At 58.8% G+C, this 18,642-nt stretch carries 15 protein-coding genes and 6 pseudogenes; 11 read left to right on the top strand and 10 right to left on the bottom strand.

Annotated elements, in window-relative coordinates; all coding sequences use genetic code 11:
* Positions 1–126: 126 nt before the first annotated feature.
* The 3 genes from ABIB80_RS39480 to ABIB80_RS32960 form a co-directional block, all read right to left on the bottom strand.
* Positions 127–303, bottom strand: a complete 177-nt coding sequence (locus tag ABIB80_RS39480) for a hypothetical protein (protein WP_502918758.1) — start codon at positions 301–303, stop codon at positions 127–129.
* Between the two features lie 220 nt (positions 304–523).
* Complete coding sequence (locus ABIB80_RS32965) at positions 524–1,957, bottom strand: hypothetical protein (protein WP_354129008.1); 1,434 nt, start codon at positions 1,955–1,957, stop codon at positions 524–526.
* Positions 1,917–2,966, bottom strand: coding sequence for a nucleoid-associated protein (locus tag ABIB80_RS32960; RefSeq protein ID WP_354129007.1), 1,050 nt, complete (start codon positions 2,964–2,966; stop codon positions 1,917–1,919). The genes ABIB80_RS32965 and ABIB80_RS32960 overlap by 41 nt, the downstream gene beginning before the upstream one ends.
* Positions 2,967–3,306: 340 nt before the next feature.
* Here ABIB80_RS32960 and ABIB80_RS32955 point away from each other — a divergent pair, with 340 nt between their 5' ends.
* Positions 3,307–4,854, top strand: a complete 1,548-nt coding sequence (locus tag ABIB80_RS32955; protein ID WP_354129012.1) for a Fic family protein — start codon at positions 3,307–3,309, stop codon at positions 4,852–4,854.
* A 206-nt stretch (positions 4,855–5,060) separates the two neighbouring features.
* A complete protein-coding gene (locus ABIB80_RS32950) occupies positions 5,061–6,269 on the top strand; it encodes a ComEC/Rec2 family competence protein (RefSeq protein ID WP_354129006.1) in 1,209 nt (402 codons plus the stop codon).
* A gap of 376 nt (positions 6,270–6,645) precedes the next feature.
* Here the strand turns inward: ABIB80_RS32950 and ABIB80_RS32945 are convergent, their stop codons facing one another.
* Together ABIB80_RS32945 and ABIB80_RS32940 are read right to left on the bottom strand one after the other, a co-directional pair.
* Positions 6,646–7,155: a DUF6036 family nucleotidyltransferase gene (locus ABIB80_RS32945; protein ID WP_354129005.1), complete on the bottom strand. Its 510-nt coding sequence runs from the start codon at positions 7,153–7,155 to the stop codon at positions 6,646–6,648.
* Entirely contained in the window at positions 7,152–7,538 is a 387-nt protein-coding gene (locus ABIB80_RS32940; protein WP_354129004.1) for a hypothetical protein, read from the bottom strand. The genes ABIB80_RS32945 and ABIB80_RS32940 overlap by 4 nt, the downstream gene beginning before the upstream one ends.
* A 402-nt stretch (positions 7,539–7,940) precedes the next feature.
* Between ABIB80_RS32940 and ABIB80_RS32935 the strand changes: the two genes are divergently transcribed.
* The 6 genes and pseudogenes from ABIB80_RS32935 (at position 7,941) to ABIB80_RS32910 (ending at position 11,524) form a co-directional block, all read left to right on the top strand.
* Positions 7,941–8,312: a hypothetical protein gene (locus ABIB80_RS32935; RefSeq protein WP_354129003.1), complete on the top strand. Its 372-nt coding sequence runs from the start codon at positions 7,941–7,943 to the stop codon at positions 8,310–8,312.
* A gap of 481 nt (positions 8,313–8,793) precedes the next feature.
* Positions 8,794–9,263 (top strand): annotated as a pseudogene (locus tag ABIB80_RS32930) (Arm DNA-binding domain-containing protein); the annotation flags it as partial.
* A gap of 650 nt (positions 9,264–9,913) precedes the next feature.
* The gene (locus tag ABIB80_RS32925; RefSeq protein ID WP_354129002.1) at positions 9,914–10,192 is read left to right on the top strand and encodes a helix-turn-helix transcriptional regulator; all 279 of its coding nucleotides are present in this window, start codon (positions 9,914–9,916) and stop codon (positions 10,190–10,192) included.
* Positions 10,193–10,199: 7 nt separating this feature from the next.
* Entirely contained in the window at positions 10,200–10,544 is a 345-nt protein-coding gene (locus ABIB80_RS32920) for a hypothetical protein (RefSeq protein ID WP_354129001.1), read from the top strand.
* Between the two features lie 147 nt (positions 10,545–10,691).
* Positions 10,692–11,195 (top strand): HipA domain-containing protein, encoded by a 504-nt coding sequence (locus ABIB80_RS32915; RefSeq protein ID WP_354129000.1) that lies wholly within the window; start codon positions 10,692–10,694, stop codon positions 11,193–11,195.
* Between the two features lie 116 nt (positions 11,196–11,311).
* Entirely contained in the window at positions 11,312–11,524 is a 213-nt protein-coding gene (locus ABIB80_RS32910; protein ID WP_354128999.1) for a hypothetical protein, read from the top strand.
* 433 nt (positions 11,525–11,957) lie between these two features.
* On the opposite strand, the pseudogene ABIB80_RS32905 reads toward ABIB80_RS32910, so the two are convergent.
* Positions 11,958–13,239, bottom strand: a pseudogene (locus tag ABIB80_RS32905) (M16 family metallopeptidase).
* Positions 13,213–13,524 (bottom strand): annotated as a pseudogene (locus ABIB80_RS32900) (M16 family metallopeptidase); the annotation flags it as partial. The pseudogenes ABIB80_RS32905 and ABIB80_RS32900, both read right to left, overlap by 27 nt.
* A 23-nt stretch (positions 13,525–13,547) precedes the next feature.
* Here ABIB80_RS32900 and ABIB80_RS32895 point away from each other — a divergent pair.
* Entirely contained in the window at positions 13,548–14,153 is a 606-nt protein-coding gene (locus ABIB80_RS32895; RefSeq protein WP_354128998.1) for a hypothetical protein, read from the top strand.
* 444 nt (positions 14,154–14,597) lie between these two features.
* Positions 14,598–14,807, top strand: coding sequence for a response regulator transcription factor (locus tag ABIB80_RS32890; protein WP_280096189.1), 210 nt, complete (start codon positions 14,598–14,600; stop codon positions 14,805–14,807).
* A gap of 458 nt (positions 14,808–15,265) precedes the next feature.
* Here ABIB80_RS32890 and ABIB80_RS32885 read toward each other — a convergent pair.
* From ABIB80_RS32885 to ABIB80_RS32875, 3 genes and pseudogenes are all read right to left on the bottom strand, one after another.
* A pseudogene (locus ABIB80_RS32885) lies at positions 15,266–15,568 on the bottom strand (IS66 family transposase); the annotation flags it as partial.
* Positions 15,498–15,995: pseudogene (gene tnpA / locus ABIB80_RS32880) on the bottom strand (IS66-like element accessory protein TnpA); the annotation flags it as partial. The pseudogenes ABIB80_RS32885 and tnpA, both read right to left, overlap by 71 nt.
* Positions 15,996–16,438: 443 nt before the next feature.
* On the bottom strand, positions 16,439–18,115 hold the full coding sequence (locus ABIB80_RS32875) for an ATP-dependent Clp protease adaptor ClpS (RefSeq protein WP_354128997.1): 1,677 nt from the start codon (positions 18,113–18,115) through the stop codon (positions 16,439–16,441).
* A 266-nt stretch (positions 18,116–18,381) separates the two neighbouring features.
* On the opposite strand from ABIB80_RS32875, the pseudogene ABIB80_RS32870 reads away from it, so the two are divergent.
* Positions 18,382–18,573 (top strand): annotated as a pseudogene (locus ABIB80_RS32870) (HesB/IscA family protein); the annotation flags it as partial.
* Positions 18,574–18,642 lie beyond the last annotated feature (69 nt).

Here is an 18,642-nt window from a genome sequence, read left to right as displayed (position 1 = left end):
CACCGGGCCTTCCGGCACGCTGGAATGGCTGACGTCGAAGATGAAGCCGGTCAAGGAGGGGCTTGCCGTCGATCTTGAGCTTGCGCGATACCGGCTGCCGGAGGTGGCCTTCAAACGCTTTCCCATTCAAGTCGAGTTACAGGCCGTAGCGGAGGCCGGCGCATCGCTTTCCTCGAAGGTCAGGGATCGCATACAAGATATCTGGCCCGGAGCAACGCTGCCCGTCTCATCGACCCGCTTCATCCAGCCTATCGCTGTGCTGATCGCCACTCCAAACTGCTTGGCGGCCCGATTGCGGGACATTCCGCCCTCAATCGCCGCCACCACTCGCTTGCGAAGATCCAAAGAATAAGGCTTGCCCATCCATGCTGCCCTCCGCCCAGCCAGCATGGTGAATCAGAAACAGACTGATTTGAGATCTCCAAATCGATTCAGCCTAACCCATCCCGCTTTAGGGTCGAAGCAGACATGATGAGCGTGTGATGGGCTACGCGGCTAGTAGAAATCTTGAACCCGCTCGAATTTACGGCGGCTTTGCCGGAGGCGGCGGAACTGGTGCTGGGCTGGGCGCGACGCCTGTAGCGGGGCTCGAAGATGAGGGCGTTACATCGTGTAGAGTGTGGACACCGGCGGAAACGAGAGCTCCGATCAATAGTCCATAGACAACAAGCAGTACGGCGCGGGTCTCCCGATAGTTCTTCATCGCTTGTTCGATGGGCGTTTCAGCGATTTCTTCCCGCTCGCGAACGGAGATGTAACTAAAAAGACTTTGCATCCAGCTCCGTCGGGACGAGGCTTGGCTTTGGAAGAACGCGCCATTGATCCGCCACTGCAAGGCGAACGACAGGCCGATGAATGCGGCGGCCGCAAAGTAGAATAAGGAAGAGATGAGAGGACCCGGTGTCTTGGCCGCATCACCCAGGATTTTCAGTATGAAAGGCGCTGCCGAGACGGCCAGGTCGCGCCAGAGCGTAGCCGCAAGATCCTGCGCCCGTTGCGCTACCTTCTGAGTTTCATCAATCACGATCTTGCGGAGATCGGCGAGCGCCTTCAGAGTCTCGCGGCTCGATGATTGGACGTGAGCTTCATAGGCAGCTTTGGCCGCCTCAAGCGCCTGCTCCAATGTCGTAGCGAGATCTTGCTGAGGACGGCTCGCCCGAGCCAACTCACCGGAAAAGAGCAGGTGGCGTGCCTCGACATCTGTCCCCGAAAGAAAAACCCAGTTGGCGGATTCAGTCAATCGAGAACGAGCGCCGGGCAGGGCAGGATCATCGGCTCTAATGCGATAGATCGGAGGCGTCGCCGCCGCTTGCAGCCAGACCTGGCCATCCTCGAGCCAGGCGCGGGAGACGAGACCGCCCAACAATCTGCGGGCAGAAACCGTTTCCCAAGCTTGATACGCCGGCGATGAAACCGCTGGCGCGGCCAATAACAGCCAGGGATTGAGATCGGTAACGATTTCACGTTCGGGGATAAAGTCACGAACATAGCGAGTCGGGTCGATAGACCCAAGCAAAGGCTCCGCTGGCGGTGGCGTTTGCGCGAAATCCCATGAAGCGAATTCCAATCCTCGTGCGCGAAATGCCTGATTGGAATTCAAGTCGGCGATCGCGACGCGCGGGAGCAGAGTTCGTTGCACCAAATAATGTGGGATGTCGGACTGGAAGATAAAGAAGGCGCAGCCGTCGGCAGTCGGCTTTCCGAGCGTGATCACGATCTCGCGCGTCGAATCAAAAATATCACCCGTAACGAGATCGCCACCGAGAGCTGGATTATAGACTTGCAATGACGAGAACGGCGTTGGGACGTCGTCGACGAACCCGAGCCAGGCGATCTGCGCATCGACAGACGGCAGCCGCCCTCGCAACACAAGGGCGTCAATACGTTCGTCCGCCACGGCGCCGTTCGCGACAAGCTCACGTACGCGTTCGACCAGATGTGTTGAGCTCGAAGTCATCGAGTGTGATCTTGTCCCTAATGATGATCTCGCCCTTGTCGCGGTTTACCGAAATGACTGAAGACATCAAACCGACAGGGAAGGTCAATTTGACCCCGCTTGCCGTCTCGACGCGACGGTTCTTGGGCGCCTGAATTGCGTTCTTTTGGAGCACGAACGATTCGCCCGCCATTCCTTCGCGCTTCAGCTTTGCCTTGAAGTCTGTCAGCACGGGGCTATCATCAGGCAGCGGCCCGAAAATGCTCTTCAGCCAATTTTCAGCACTTTCGCCGTCGATAGAACCGCCGGACTGGCTGGCGTCGTAGAGGCGTTGCGCCATATTTTTCATCGCGTCCCGCGGAAGTATGTCTTTGTGCTTGTGCGCAATGTTGCGCGTGACCTCGACGATTGTCCTTGTCAACTCCTCTTCCGTTCGCTGGCGTCGTACGAGCAAGAACTGTTCGAAATAGGCTGCAGGCCGCTGCGGATTTTGACGATCGACAACGCAGATTTCGTCGCGCTCTTTGCCCAGCTTGATGAGCGCGGCTTTCTGCAGGGCGTTGCGGTTCTGGACAAAAGTCCGCTCAATCTCGCCGAAGGTCGGCTTCGGCTTCCCCGAACGCCCGCGACTGACGTCGTAGTCGTAACTGAGAACCTTTTCGTCCTCGAATTTCAGAAGCGCAAATACCCGGCCACCTGAACAAGACAGCGAGAAGATCAAGAAGGCACCGACAGCCGTGCTGCCTCCGTGAGCTTCATTGAACGCTGTTGCGAGTTTCTCGCTCTCTTCCTGGAAAGTCGCCCTGTCCCGGCTGATACGAGCCAGTTGCGCCCGCACCGCCGCGTCCGCGAGGAATTCGTATCGGTTTCCGCTGTTGACCGATCGGACGCGGCCCAGGAAAAAGGATGCGTGTCGACCGGCGTCGAACGCCGTTAGTAGCTGAAAATGTTCCTCTCCCGGGCCGACAATATGAAAAACGCTCTGATCAATGCGCAGGCTTTCGAGTTCCTGCTCAGTAAGGAAGGCCATACACCACCATAGAACATAAAGAGAACATTTTCAATCGCGCCGATTTTTATTCCAAAATCTACGTCGTGTTCCGCTAAGAATCCTGCATCTTGTTAAGAATTCCACCCGACTTGTAGTCGTGGGGCCTGCGTATGGACGGTTGAAAGAGGGCCGGTCATGCCACTTGGATTGGTGGTTATCCCCGAGGGTTGCTTTAGACCGACTAGGCGATGTGCGTGAAGACTTTTCATGTTTATCGTATGACGCGAAGGTTTTTCGCTATATATGAGGTGTTTTCGGCTCGAAGGCTAAATTGAGAGTGAAATTCACGACCGAGAACGTTTTTCACGGATTTGGCACAATGGAGACGGATTTTTCAGGGCCCGTGAGTGTTTTTCATGACCGGAGGCTGCCGGAGGTGGCAACTCCTGTTGGCTATGCGGCGCTGATTGACGCCTACAACCTATCCGCCCCGGTCCCGCGCATGCTTTCGGCCATCGGAACAAAGCACCGTATCATTGAGCAAGGGGGATGGCGCATCTATACGCCGCGGCATGCGCCGGACGCGACGCTTGAGGGACATCTCACCTTCGCTCTCAAGAATGAAGGACTCGATCTTGCAATCCTGAAGCGGCTTTTCCTCGCCGTGAACGAGGATCAGATTGCGGACCTTGTAAGACAGAAGCCGACCGGTCTGTACACGCGTCGTATCTGGTTTCTCCATGAATGGCTGTTGGAGCGCCAACTCAATCTGCCTGCGGCAGATAAGGTCTCTTACGTCGATGCCGTCGATACCGAACTCCAATACGCTACCTCCGGGCGGAATTCGGCACGGCACCGCGTCCGCAACAATCTGCCAGGAACCCTGGAGTTCTGCCCGCTTGTTTTCAAGACTGCAGCACTGAGCGAATTTATTGCGCAGGATCTCAAGGAGCGCGCGCGTGTCGTCGTGAGCCAAGTGCCGAAGGATCTGCTCGCGCGAACTGCCGCCTTCCTTCTCCTCAAGGATTCAAAGTCAAGCTACGTCATTGAAGGAGAGAGACCGCCACAGGACCGTATCCAGCGATGGGGCAGGGTCATCGGTGAAGCGGGACGGGCACCGCTCGATGAGGCGGAGTTTCTGCGCCTGCAGCGCATTGTGATTGGCGATGAGCGCTTCGTGAAACTTGGTTTCCGTAACGAAGGTGGTTTCGTCGGCGAGCATGAACGCGAAACGCAAAGACCTATCCCAGATCATATCAGCGCGCGTCACGAAGATATCCCCTCCCTCGTGCGGGGACTGATCGCGTTCGATCATGCGGCGGAAAACGAGCTTGATCCCGTCGTCGCTGCCGCCGTGCTCGCCTTCGGGTTCGTTTACATCCACCCGTTCGAGGACGGCAACGGACGCATTCACCGATACCTGATGCACCATGTTCTGGCACGGCGCGGATTCAATCCCGCGGGGATCCACTTTCCGGTTTCTGCCGCGATTCTCGACAAGATCAGCGAATACAAGAGTGTGTTGGAAAGCTATTCGACTAGATTGCTTCCATGTGTTGAATGGGAGTCGACCCCACAGGGCAACGTCAAGGTCTTGAACGATACAGGTGATTTTTATCGTTTCTTCGACGCGACGCCCCACGCCGAGTTTCTGTACGAATGCGTGCAGAGGACCATCGAACAAGATCTTCCAAAGGAAACGCAATTTCTGCGGAGCTTCGATACCTTCCGCGCGGGCATCGAGAACATGATCGAAATGCCGGAGCGGACGCTCAATAACCTCTTCGGATTCCTGCAACAGAATGGAGGGCAACTCTCAAAGCGCGCTCGCGACAACGAGTTCTCCGAACTAACGCCGGATGAAGTCACGAGGATTGAGGAGCTTTATCAAGCGGCGTTCTCGAAAGACTCTGGAACGGCGAGTTGACTTGTCAGAGTGCCACCTGAATTGGGGCCTGTCGGATCAGATGCTGGTCGAGCCCTTGATAAAAAATAGCGCTCTTTATCGGCGTGGTCGCAGCTAAGACGCGCCGCATCGGTGAGTTTTGACCCTGGGAGGTTATCTTCTTTTTCTTCTTTATCCGCATCCCGCCAGAGTTTCCCCGCAGAGGACTGTACGCGCGCGTCTCGCGCGTGGATTCATTGAGCACGAGCCCTCATCGCCGTGCATCCTTCGAATTTGATTGCATCGATGCCGACTATGTTGATGGCGCCGGACCGCGGCTCTTGGACGGTTTTCGTGCTGAACGGACCAAACCATTCGCGCTCCTGCGCGTAGTGACGACACCAGCCCGATTTGGCCACTTTGCGGGCGCGACACCGGCGCCAGCCGATTGGTTTTATCTCGAGATCGAGCCGGATGCCTCCGGCCTGCCGGCATGGCACGCTCAACTTGAAGGCAACGGCTACTCGGCGCACGCACGCGGAGTCCTCACCTACGCGCGGCAGCTTGATACACCGGACAAGACCCGGGGGCCGCGATCGAGACCCCAGACTCTCGGTGCCGCTGCCACCCCACGGCTAGGGCTGCCGAGTTCGCTCGTCAGTGCCTGTGCGCCATTGCCGAAGCCGGCAACGCGCGCCGCAATATCGACTGTTCTCAAAAGGGTCCCACAAGCGGCATCTGTCCTGGTCAGGGATGTCGGGCAGGCAAACTTTGTCTCCCTATGCGATGATCGCGGCCGCGCCATTCTGCACTTCGATGTCGGATTTCCGATCTCCTTCAATCGCCATACATTCCCCTCCAATTTCGACATCAATCGCAGCGAGACGCCGCCGATCGTTCTCTCGCATTGGGATTGGGATCATCTTCACGGTGCCTTCCACCTTCCGCATCTGCTTGAATGTCGCTGGATTGTTCCCAATCAGCGGCTGGGGCCTGGCGCGGCGCGACTGGCGCGAATACTCGCCGAAAAGGGCAATCTGCTCGTGCGCCCCCCCAACGCAAGAATCCGCTTTCCGTTTGGTGAATTGGTAAGGAGTCAAGGCCCGGCCCGTGATCTCAATAATAGCGGATTGACCATCCTTGCCACGCTCACTAGCGGACGGTCGGCCTTGCTGACCGGAGACGCGGACTATGCGCACCTCATGCATGCCAATGCCACGAAGGTAGATCACCTCGTCGCAACTCATCATGGTGCGCGCTTCAATGCGGACGCGGCGTCGGTGCCGATGCCGAATAACAGGCATGGCCAACTGGTGATTTCCTACGGGTATCGCAACGTCTACCGGCATCCACACGCGGAAGCGCTATCTAAGCACGCAAACTCGGGTTGGACGACGTGTCTGACCACCGCCGGGCGAAGAGGTGTCGCAAGCCGAGGCGATCGCATCATGAATTGACATTGGAAAGCCAAGGTTCTGGCGCTGCACCTTTCAGTGCGGCCGGCACTTCGATGCCTCGTGATCGACGCCGAAGTTCATATTGCGTAATTTGCCGCATTGCGACGGACGCTCTCCAAGCAACATAGACGCCAGGTTAGAAGGTTAGACGGCATTGCACCACCTGTGTCCGCCCGACCAACAGTCAAAAGAAGTATCACCGCCGATCGGCGTTAGAGCGCGAACGTCGCATTTGGAGAGCCTCTTTAGGTGTGGGGCGACTGTTCGGCTGAACTCGAGGGCGTTGATTGCGACTGCGTCACAAGACGAGTCACAAAGCCTATCGCCTGTTGCTCCAATTCGGGCTCTAACGAGGTTGTCTTGATTCTCTCGACAATCAATTCGAGATCAAGCGGGCGTACGGCGTGGTAGGCTTCGACGACTCCTTGTCTTTATCCGCCAATCGGGCGAGTTTCGAAACGACCACGTCTTCAGGGCAGGGCGCGACAGCTAGAACCGGGCGGCCATCCACATCCACCGACTTGTAAATTGCCCTCGTGTTCCAATCAGCAGGAAGACGCGCTGTGTTTTCGTCGACACCATCGATGTAGAAGCCGTGTTTCCGATGGAAGTCTGAGCCTTCGCCAAAGAACGCATTGATCTCTTCCGAAGCTTCAGGAGGACAATCGGGATCCAGCTCCTTATGTGTTATCTCCCATAGCCTGGCATTCTCGGGGTAGGCGTCGATTTCGCCAGACGTCCTCAAAATGATCGGAGCGTCCGGCCAGGAGAGCAGGATGCTTTGGCTGCCAATAATGAAGACCTTGTCCGTTTCAAACAGCCGGGCTATCGCCCTGACCGTCTCGACAAGGTCTTCAAAGGTTCGGACAAACGATTGCTGTGTCACGCGGCGATCCGCGCACCCGCGGATTCGAGCGCAGCCGATTTCACGGCAAGACGTTTTGCCGCCTGCCAGATACGACGCCTTAGCGCAACGTCGCTGAAGTCGATCCGATCGGCAACGACGAACGGAGACGACAGACGCAAACGGGTCATTTCCTGGTCGCGACTTGTCAAACGACGACGTACCGTCGACGCCGGAAGGCGAAGCAAATCAGACCATTCGCCGACAAATGAATAGCCTTCGTAATGCTGGCAAACACTACGATCGAGCGAAATCTTCGCTCTATTGATCAACGAAGGGTCGCGACCGATCGCCCGCGCAATAAGCCGATGAATCATCAGCTTCGCAGTATCGTTCACTTGCTCCTGGTTGACCCGAATGGTCATGTCATGACCTTCCACTGCCTCAGAAGGAGAGATTAAGCATCCGCAGGTAAAAATCCAACTACCGGAGGCTGATCCATTTGCGTTCTTTGTCAATTCTTACTCTACGCCACAACAACCCTAAAGGACCAGCCGCAGCCCCCTTTTAAGCTTTACTTTTTGGTCACGCCGCCCCCTTGAACGGTTCCTTTGGTGTCCTGGCGGTACCGCACCTCTGGTGATTGACGACACCAACTTGTCGCGCGCCTGGGCGTGACTGCTGCTCAAGGTACTCGATGGCGCCGGGACGGAAGTCGCGCCCCTGATCTTGAGCCTTGGCGGCTTCGGCGAGGACGGCGCCATTTTGGTGAGGACCCCGCCATTCGACAAGCGCTTGATCGGCTACTTCAGCGCAAAGGCAAGCTGGTGGTCGACGACGTCGCCTTCACCATCTTCCCGCAGCGCCTGTGGCAGATGTCGCGCGGCGACCGGTCGCGTCTTTTTGCGCTCTATCGCGCGACATTCCCGCGCTGGCAGGCAATGAACCGTGAAGCCAATGGCCGCAGACTGTATTTCGAGCGCATGGTCATGTATGGCCGTGGGCCCTGCAATGGGAATCAACTGGAGTGGATCTTGTCACAATATAATTCGCGGTCCGGCGTACGGCGATCGATGCTGCAGGCCACGACCTTCGATCCCGAACGCGACCACGTCGCCAGCGCCCAGCTCGGATTTCCCTGCCTGCAACAGGTCAGTTTCGAGCTGACGCCGGTTGGTTTGGTCACCAACGCCTTTTAGGCTACACAGTAGATCTTTGATAAGGCCTACGGCAATTATCTCGGCCTTTACTCGGCTCGGCGCATTCATGGCTCATGAGATGGCATGCCATTGGCCGCCTGAATGTGATGGTTGGCGTCGCCAAGCTCGAGCGCATTAAAAAGACAGATCACGAGGTCCGCGCGCAAATGCCCTCTTTCGCAAGGACGTCGTGCTGAAAGCCGATCGCCATCTCGAGCCAGTGATAGTCGCTGACGATTTTCCACCGAAATGGCGATTTATGCTGTTCTGCATCCAGGTGGTCGAGGCGTTTGAAGGATAGCCGACAAGGCCGAGGAAGCGCGGAATGTACTCGGCCAGGGCAGCCAGATTGGAGGGAACGGTGACTTTCATATTAGTTTTGTCCGAGGCGGAAAAAGCGAAGGAAAGTCAATGATCACTTTCCCTCGCTTCGATGGTCCCGGCGGCTGCGGGGCACACCGCGACAGGGAGCACAGGGAAAATGCCGGAGCCGAGCAACCAGCTGACACTCACCGATGCCGTAATCCGCAACGCGACGTTGCCGCCGGGTAAGGCGCAGCATTATTTCCACGACGACAAGTTGCCCGGCCTCGCGCTACGCATGCGCGCTACCGGTGGCCGGACCTGGGTCTACCTTTTCACCAAGCGGGGGTGAGGGGAATCCAGCGCAAGACCCTCGGCCCCTGGCCCAAATATAATGAGAAGGCGGCGCGCAAGGCCGCCACCATCGCCGCAGGCGAGGTCTTTAAGGGCGTGGATCCGAACGACGCCAAGCGCGAGGCGAGGCGGCAACAGGCAGCCGAGAAGCAGCGCACCACGCTAACCACCCTCATTGTTGAAGATGGTCCCTACCAGGCGTCCTTGACCGGACGCCAAGTCGTCAACTGGAAGCCAGCAATGTCGGCGCTGCGGCGCGGGCTCAAGCAACACGCCGAGAGCGCCGTCGGAGACCGATCGACGTCAAACGACGTCGTCGCGAAGCTGGTAGGCCAGCGGCTCGCTCCCTACCCGGAGCAGGAGCGAAGCTATCCTTGGGCACGGTCGCTCTCTCCCCGCCTGCCCGAACCGTCGATCTGCCCGCGAGGACGTCGATTTACTGTCCGAAACGACAATCTGTTCGGATGGTCCGAGGATCTTCCCGAGGCTCTCTCCTTTTTCACGCAATCCGCACTATCGAGCCGGGCAGAAATCGCCGGCGCTTTGGCGGAGACTGGCTTTGCCACATTGAGCGAGGATGGAAGGGGGCAGTCTTAAATATTCCTGTTCTGTACTCACGAGGCGGCCGTCAATTTGGTTTCTTAATCTGATGGCCGTCGGACCGGGCCCCCAATCAGCGAGCCCATGTTGAGGCGCAAGGTTGCACTCGTTAGCCGTGCGGATTTTAAGCTTTCTGAGAAACCTTGTGGCATCTTCAGGCGCCAATATAAGAATTTACGGTAGCTTAAGGCGCCAAACGATTGACACCGCAAGGGAGGAGCGGCTATACCTTTGGGAACCATAAGGCGCCAACAAGCCTTTTTAGGGAGCCTTAAGACTCCATGCCTCCACGTAGCCAATTAATCAGCGCGCCACCCTCAGCCGTTCAGGAGGCGATCAAGCGCTTGGGCAACAATCTCCGGACCGCGCGCCTGCGCCGCAACCTGAGCCATGCAGAGCTGGCAGCTAAGCTGGGCGTAGATCGTCACGTCATTGCTGACGCTGAGAACGGGAAATTGAGCACCAGTGCCGGCGTATATGTCGGCATGCTGTGGTCAATGAATCTGCTCCCGTCGCTTGCCGACGTTGCCAACCCGAAGAACGATGAGGAGGGGCTCGCTCTAAGCGGCGTCGATGAGCGCGAGCGTGCGCGACAGCGGAGAGGACCAAGCAATGCCTTCTGAGGAGTGTTTGGTCTACATCACGCTGCCAGGCCAGACAGAACCGGTTACGGCGGGGCGGTATCAACTCGACACGACACGCCAAGGGGCCGCCGTTGGACAACTCGTCTATGGCCGCAGCTACCTCGAGCGAAAGGATCGCGTCGAGTTCGATCCAGTCGAGCTCAAGATTCAAGTCCCTCCGTTCCGGACAACGAAGCTGCGGGGCAATTTTGGCGCGTTGCGGGACAGCTCTCCGGACGCCAGGGGACGCAAGCTGATCGAAACTCGTCTGGGCAATCCGTCGCCGAGCGAAATTCAATTTCTGCTCAATTCACCCGACGATCGCGCCGGCGCCTTGGGTATTGGACTTTAACGTGCAACCGCCGGCACCTGTTCGTACGTTCAACAACACGCTGGACTTGGCGCGTTTGCTCGAAGTGGCCGTCCAGATCGTCGCCGCTGAAAGGGATCCAGCAGCACGAGTACCAGCAGTGCTGACGCTGAACAGGCTGAGGCGTTGATGCGTGCGGGCACCTCGATGGGGGGCGCGCGGCCGAAGGCTACTGTCGAGGACGAGGATGCGCTTTGGCTCGCAAAATTCCCCCATCGCGACGATCGATGGAACAACCCGCGGGTCGAGCACGCCATGCTGACCCTTGCTCGCGAGTGCGGGATCTCGTGCGCGGAGAGCCGGATGACCACGATCGGCGACAAGGATGTCATCCTGATCAAGCGGTTCGATCGGAATAAGGCCGAGAAGGGTTACCACCGCAGCAGGATGGTGAGCGCCTTGACGCTGCTCGATGCGGATGACACGCCCGACACTGTCGATAAGCGTCAAAAATGGTCATATCTTCTGTTGGCTGACGAAATACGGCGAGCCGCGTCCGGAAGTCAGTCGAAGGATCTGCCAGAGCTGTTTCGGCGGGTGTGCTTTAACGCCCTCATCTCCAATACCGACGATCATCCACGTAACCATGCCATCTTGGCAAAGGACCAGGCGTGGTCTCTGTCGCCGGCATAGGACCTCACACCGAACCCGATGATTGCAATGGAGCGCAGGGACCTGGCGATGGCATTCGGCAACTGGGACGATACGCCAACCGGGTCAACTTGCGGTCGCAGTGCGAACGTTTTCTCTTGTCCAGAGAAGACGCCACGGCAATCGTTGACGGCATGAAAGCTACCATAGATGAGGCCTGGTATCGAGTCTGCCGGCACGTTGGCGTCAGCGAGCGGGATTGCGAACTGATCCGCAGCGCGTTCGTTTACGAAGAGTTTGGTTACAATTTGGAGGATCCGACGATCGCAACCGACGACGTCGAAGAGCTGCCGACCATCCGTCCACGCTAGGCAAGCGGGAAACGAGCGAAAATCGCAGGTGCATAGCCCGAAGGCGATGCCGAATGTCCTCAGGCAAGCGAGCGCGCCGGCGCAGCATGTCAACTATTTTGATATCGCCGAGCTGCCTGCCTCGCGCCTGCACGAGCTGCTTCCTTGGGAATGGAAAAGGCTATGCGCGGTCGAAAAACCTCTGATCCAACCTCTGATCAGCGGTCCGTCGCAACCTGAACGTCTCAACAAGCTAACGACCATCATAGCCCAGACCCGTCTATGCGCGCGCGTAATCGTTGCGCGGCACTCGTCGGATGCGTAACGACTAACTGAAATGACGGGCTCTCGTGAGGCCGCCCCTTGATGTAGGCAGGTCGGACGTCGGCCAAATCACGGCTATAGGACAGCTTGTCCTTAACGCGCGCCGAATGTCACCTCACGAACACAAAGGTCAATTGGTGTTGCCGGCGTTGCGGGTGATGGCGCGGCAGCCGGCTGGGGCTGTGGACAGCGGCGTTGCGGCCCGTGGCGCGGTGGTCGACTGGGCTGCGGCAGCGGGGAGCGGCCGACGATGACGGTGAGCAGGCCCCGGCCCCACAGCCGCTGTGCGACCTTCTTGGCGTCCTCTAGCGTCACCGCGTCGACGAGAGCGCTATGCTTCTCGATATAGTCGATCGGCAGCTTGTCGATCTGGTCTTGCAGCAGCGCCTGCGCGAGTGTTGACGCTGTACCCCGCGCCAGCATCTGCGAGCCCTTCAGGTACGACTTGGCCTCGTCAAGCTCCTGCTGGGTCGGGCCTTCCTCGGCCATGCAGCGGACCTGCTTGTCGATCTCCTCCACGTCTCGCCGGCGCGATCACGCCGCCGAGGATCTGGTTGACGACGTCGGCCGCCATGAAATCCGGCTCGCTGCGGCGGACGCCCGGGACCGCCGAAGCTCACGACCGTCTGCGGCACATCGATCAGAGAGTAGACGCGCTGCGGCGGCTTTGGCGCAACCACATCGGGGACCTCTGTCAACTGCGCCTTTGCCGGCAGGCTGCCAAAGGTCTTGTCGAGCAGATTGCCAAGCGTCTCTCGATCGACGTCGCCGACCACCGCGATTTTGAGCGTGTCCTTGGCGATCAGCCGGCGGACATAGTCCTTCATATCGGCAACGTCGATCTTCGCCACGCTCTCGAACGTTCCTCCGGCCTGGCGGCCATAAGGATGATCGTTCAAGGCGACTTCGAAGAACTTGCGATCGGCGAGCGTTGAAGGATTGGTGGAGTCACGCCGAAGGTTCGCGAGCACCGCCGCACGGATCCGTTCGGCATCGGGCGCATCGAAACGCGGCGAGGTCAGCGCCATCCGCAGCAGGTCGAAAGCCTCATCCTTGTTGTCCTTGAGCATGCGCAAGGAGCCGCGAAACTGTTCGCAGGACGAGGTAAAGCCAGCTTAATGGCGCGGCTGTCGAGCCGCTCGTGAAAGCTCTTGGAATCGAGATCGCCGGAGCCTTCGTCGAGCAGGTCGGGGACCAGGTGGCCGACGCCGGGCTTCTCAGCCGGATCCTGGCTGGCGCCGCCGCCGAAGGGCATATTCCATCGCGATCAGCGGGACGGTGGCCTCCTGAACGAACCAGGCTTCGATGCCGCCCGGCGAGATCAGGCGCTGGATCTTGGTAGCGGCAAATGATGGTGCCGAGCCGAGCGTCGCGATCGCGAGCGAGAGCCAGGTCTGCGCGGCCTCGCGCACCTGCTCGGCGGTGACGGCGCGGATGCGGTCCGGCCAGCTTCGGATATCGTCGATGCTGAGCCCCGTGGTGAGCGCGCGGCCATACCACTCCGCAAGCCTCGCTTGGTCATCCTGGCCATAGATCGCTTGCGTAATCAATTGGGTCTTGACGCGCTCGAGATCTTCGGCGAGCGCGGGATTTTGCGCGAGGTCGGCGATCACCTTATCGATCGCGTCCTCGATCTGGGTGAATTCGACGCCAGGTTTCGGCGTCCCCGAAATCATGAATTGCGAGGCATCAAGCGAGTCACCACCGCCTGCAGGCCGTTGTGCAGCGGGAAGCTCGCAGGTCGCTCCGAGGCGACGGTGATCTGGGCAAGGACGCTCCTGTTTTCAGGAACGTGCCGGAGGCCGGGATTGCTGCTACTATTATCCTTTTTGTATTCGACCTTATATTCGACGGCCAGCGCGGTGCGCGGATCAAGGCCATCGCAACAGTGGCCGCGCCTAGCACGTTGGTTGTCACGGAGCTCCAATTCTTCATAGCATCGCCTTTGGTCGAATTAGAGATCCAGATTCTGCAGCGGTTGATCCCGACAAAACAGGGGAGCCGCACGCCGTGGCAAGCAGGGGAGCAAAAGCCGGGCCAATCGCCTGATGCTTCCGCGCACGGATCGATGGACGCAAAACCAGGCGTGGCGCGCGCTTTCTCTTCCGAAAGCCAACCCGCACTTGTTTGCTATCCGCCAACATGTTGCCAATACAACGTTGCAGACGAAAACGCACGACAACTCGCCGCCTCGCGCTTGCCTAAATCCTGCCACGCCACATACTGCAGCCTTGATCTCGCGCCGGAGGCAATGCTCGGCCGTTTCGCTGCCGCGCCGGCGCCCGCAAGGGAACAACCAAAGCTTGTCGCGGCGCGGCCGCTCTAGGAGTGCCCGGCCGCTTCGACGCCTGCCACCAGCACGGCCAAGCGATCATCGTTCGATCGATTAATAAGCCGAGAGAGCGTCTGGCAAGCGAAACTATTTCTTGGAGCCGCGACCATGTAGCTGGGTCCGCTCCGCCTCTTCCGTGGGGTCATGCAGAAAGCCGCGCTGGAGCAAGCGCGGGACATAAACTGGCGCTTACCAGCCATGAGGAGACCTATCCCAAGCCTAGGTTAGGTCTCGGACGACAAGTGAGCCGTTGTTGCAACCACTGCTGTCGTGTTTACGAGGTATGTCCCAATCGCTTCGACAGTCGATGGTGTTGCAGTTGGATCGGCAGCTGATCGGTGCTCCGAAACTTGTCTTGGCAGGAGAGTTTGCGATCGCCGTCGCGTGGTACGGCATTTGCTGATCTCGTTCCAGGCGTCTCGGCTCCAGGAGAAACACATGGTCGATGGGCAAACCGTTGTGCTGTCCGCACGAGAAAAGCAGTGCTTGCGGTGGGTAGAGGAGGGCAAATCATCCTGGGAAATAGGGGTGATATTGAGAGTCAGCGAGAACACCGTCAATTTTCACATCAAGAACGCTATGCGAAAGCTGGAAGTGACCACCCGAATCCAGGCTGCTATCAAGGCGCGCCGCCTCGGGCTTCTTTGAACTATTGGAGTGCTGCTGCTGTCAATTGTGCCCGGTGTTAGGACTGCTCCATGAGATGGGATCGCATCTGCCGTGAGTAGCGGCCCGTTGTGAGCGCAGCGCTATAGTTAAATATCCGCCGGCTCTTACGAGGAACGACGTGTATCTGTTTCGCACGAAAGTCGTGGGGCGCACCACTATAGGCGGGTTCTGATCGCAAGTAGCAAGTCTCGGGCTGAGGCGAGCAACCTTCATGCCAACCAGCGTCGCGGCGCGCAGCCAGATCTGCTTGGCCACAGAGGATCTGATCCATAATAGGATGCAGCGAAAGAGATTATGGAGATGCTTGTTGAAGCTATAATGAAGGTAACCAGCTTTGCTGTCGTCCCGCGGCAGCAGCGTCATTCTGCCGCGCACTTCCATCCTGTTTGCCGCGCCGCAGTGACTACATGATTGACGTGAAGGCGCGCCCGCTCTTGAGTTTTCGCCGCGGCGGCGCGCCCGACAAGCTCATCCTCGCTCGCCGCGGTGGCGAGTTCTTCGAGTTCCAATTCCAATTGTTCGATCAGCCGCGCCGTGCGCTCGGAGCGCGGCCCATACAGTTCGCGTTTGAGCTTCTCGATCCGCAGTTCGAGATGCGCGATCAGCGCCGCGTTATCCGACAGCTCCGCCTGCGCGCTGGCAGCCATCGCCTCGGCTCGCAGCCGGGCCTCACGCGCGGCCTGCAGCGCTGCCAGGGCACTGACAAGATCCGATGGAAGGTCCTCCGGCTTCGACATCATGAAGCGATTGAATCAGATCAAGCAGCAGATTCAAACCCAAAACAGCTATCCGACCCGCGTCGGACGCTGGGTTTCTTGCGGGTTGCGCCAATCGATTCCGGACAACGCGACTTAGCGCGTCTCCATCAACGTCGCCATCGACCCGGATGCGGTGCCCGCTACCAAGATCTATCTCGATGATGCCCAGGCTCTTCCGTCGACGCGCCGCCGTCGTCGTCAGTGGCGCTTCGGCCACCTCCCGCGGCGGCACAGACGGCCCAATCTCGACCGGCACGAACGGCGCTATACTCGCTTCACCGTGCTTGCAAAGCTCTTTGCGCCACCTGAACAGCTGGCTTACATGAAGGCCAGCCATGCGAGCCACCTCGGAAACACTGGCTCCGGGCTCGAGCGATGCTGCAACGAGCCGTTCCTTCTCATCCTGCGACCACCGGCGCTGGCCGCTCGACCGATGTGATAACTTCCGCCGTCTCCTAAGGAGTTGGTGTAGCGTCTTGTCGGCTCGTCGGACCCATCATGAGGTATGAGTCAGCCGATGCATCGGCCGGACAAAACTGCATGCACATGTACTACCAGGTGGCCGCTTTCGCAGGGGGACTTTTCGCCGGCAATCCCGCAGCCGTTCTCGTTCCTTGACGGATGGCGAAGCTGCTCATTGCTTGTCGGCTGTGGCGAGGCGTTGATATCGAAGCCGCCTGTAGGGGCAGGCCGGCATGGAACAGGAATTACGAGCGACGGTTGAGCGGGCGAGTTGTCGCGGCGGTTCGCGTTTACGAACCGCCTCGCTGCTCATCAATCATAGACGCGTCGTCGACACCCGGCGCATGCGGGAGTTGGCGCAGTCCTTGGCGGGTGATCCTCCCTTCGCCTTCATTCAGACCCCGCAACCATCGCTCCGGCCCCACCCAAGAGCTTCACGTTGAGGCGGCCGCCGGTGAACAGCATGTCGTCGAGCGCTTCCTCGATGTCAGCTGTGGTCACTGAGTTTCCGCCGTCACGAGCGATGCATGATTGCGCAATGCGTCGCATCAGCTCCTTAATGAAAGCGGCGCTGACGCCCTCAGTGCGGCGCACCGTCTCGGCTACGATCTCCGCCTCAAGCGGCAGGCCCGTGCCGTAAAGTCGGATCAGCTTGTCGCGGCCGGTCGTATCAGGCAGCGGCATCTCGATCGCCTGGTCGATGCGGCCGGGGCGACCGGCCAGGGCGCCCTCGAGTTGCTCGGGGCGGTTGGTGGTGAGCACGAAGAGGATGTCAGCGTCTTCCTTCAAGCCGTCCATTTCATTCAGGAGTTTGTTCAGCGCGACCTCCTCACATGTTGTCAAGTCGTCGCGCTTGCTGGCGATCAGATCGACATCCTCGATCACCACCATGGTAGGCTGCAGCAGGCGCGCGAGCGCCATATAGGCGCTCAGCTGACCGACCTCTTCGGCGGTGATGATTAGCGTGGTGTGTCCTGGTAGGTTGGTGGCGAGATAGCGGATGGTGTGGGTCTTACCGGTGCCGGGCGGGCCATAGAGCAGGATGCCCTTGCGGGTCGACTGGCCGAATCGGCGGAGTGCGCCACGCGTGGCGACAAAACTCAACACGTTGCGATCGAGCAATTTGATAGCCTGTTCCCGCAGGATCACGTCTTCGCGCCTCACTGGTGCCAATCGATGCACCATGATGCCTCTTGAGCGGCCGCTGTAGTTCGCACCTTTCTCGAATGAGAGAATCTTGCCGCGATAAGAACGTGCCGCGTGTACCGCCCGTTCCAGTTCGTCAAAGCTGCGCTGAACAAAGGCTTCGCCGCCAGTCCCCGCGGGGGCAACGATTTCAATCCGGATCCTCGGCTCTTGCTCGAACTCGAACTCAGTAGAGAGCACGACGGCATAGAAAAAGTCGCTCGCTCGGCAGAGCCACAGTCCATTGTACAGGCATTTGACCGGCGCCGTCTCGCCAGTATCAACCTGGTGATATTGCGGCGGCACCAGCGAAATCGCATTCTGTCCACGCGTTTTCATCCGAGCGAATGAAAGCGTCTCGTACCTATGTTCTGCATAGGCGCCGAAGAAGCGGACCGGATCGGCGAATAGCTTATCGACCGCGACCTGAACATCGGCCTGCATGTGGCCCGGGAATTGCCTCACAGTAGTGGCGAGTTCGCTCGGCGGTATATTGGTGAAGTGCCACTCAAGGGCTTCGTAGGCATATTCGAATTGCACGTCGGGCAGGTCGGGGCCGTCCGCTTCGCCCGCGGCTTCGCCCGTAATCAGCAGGGGACATCCTTCAGCTCGGATACGCTCTTGCGCCGCCTCGAGGAGCGCATTTGCGACCGAGGGAGGATAGCGTCCGCAGACGGCCTTGCCATGCTGCAGGACGAGTTTGGCGAGCGCAATGGCATCCCGCTCCTGTTTGTCGAATACCTCGCGCAGCAGGCGTACCACGAGACCGAGAGTCGTCTTGCCGTCATTGTGCAAAAGAAGCTGAATGGGCGCACCGCCTGCGCAGATCTTGTCCACAAAGACCCCCGGTGCGTGTTCTAGTTGTTCGGCAGTGTTCGCCATGTGGTTTCCGATCTAAGCTCATCACCGGACACTTCGGCCGGCTTAGACACGTTATGCAAATTGCTTGCCGCCGCGTTCCTTACGCTTCATCGGCGGAATCCATAAAGAAGACACGCAAAGCCGCCGCAATCCCTCGAAGACCTTTGTCAGCAACCCTACACGCGCCGCAAAGCCAACAGGCGCGATCTCGGACAATGTCAAGCTAGGGCGCGCTGGCATGCGACTTGCCAATTCTTATCCAAACGACCCAGGCAAAAAGGATCGCCATGATCAATCTGACGGATAGCGCAGTGAATGCGCTCAAGAGCGTGATCTCGGGTTCGGCGCAGCCGACGAGCGGCCTGCGCATCATGGTCGAGACCGGTGGCTGCGACGGGTTCAAATACCGGATGAGCCTGGCCGACGAGGCTAAGCCTGACGACATCGTGACAGAGCGCGACGGCGTCAAGGTGTTCGTCGTCGACAATAAGGGCCCGTCCATAAACAACTGAGTCACAGTTGCCACAGATCGCGAGGATTGTTTGCGA

This window comes from Bradyrhizobium sp. i1.15.2 (genome assembly GCF_040548425.1).
Classification (GTDB): domain Bacteria; phylum Pseudomonadota; class Alphaproteobacteria; order Rhizobiales; family Xanthobacteraceae; genus Bradyrhizobium; species Bradyrhizobium canariense.
Note: the sequence above shows the minus strand (reverse complement) of the source record. Positions and strands in the feature narration are given on the sequence as shown.

Coding starts and splice junctions, on each gene's coding strand:
- ABIB80_RS39480 (WP_502918758.1), bottom strand. CDS start 303: ATGTCCCGCAATCGGGCCGCCAAGCAGTTTGGAGTGGCGATCAGCACA.
- ABIB80_RS32965 (WP_354129008.1), bottom strand. CDS start 1,957: ATGACTTCGAGCTCAACACATCTGGTCGAACGCGTACGTGAGCTTGTC.
- ABIB80_RS32960 (WP_354129007.1), bottom strand. CDS start 2,966: ATGGCCTTCCTTACTGAGCAGGAACTCGAAAGCCTGCGCATTGATCAG.
- ABIB80_RS32955 (WP_354129012.1), top strand. CDS start 3,307: ATGGAGACGGATTTTTCAGGGCCCGTGAGTGTTTTTCATGACCGGAGG.
- ABIB80_RS32940 (WP_354129004.1), bottom strand. CDS start 7,538: ATGACCATTCGGGTCAACCAGGAGCAAGTGAACGATACTGCGAAGCTG.
- ABIB80_RS32915 (WP_354129000.1), top strand. CDS start 10,692: ATGCGTGCGGGCACCTCGATGGGGGGCGCGCGGCCGAAGGCTACTGTC.
- ABIB80_RS32890 (WP_280096189.1), top strand. CDS start 14,598: ATGGTCGATGGGCAAACCGTTGTGCTGTCCGCACGAGAAAAGCAGTGC.
- ABIB80_RS32875 (WP_354128997.1), bottom strand. CDS start 18,115: ATGGCGAACACTGCCGAACAACTAGAACACGCACCGGGGGTCTTTGTG.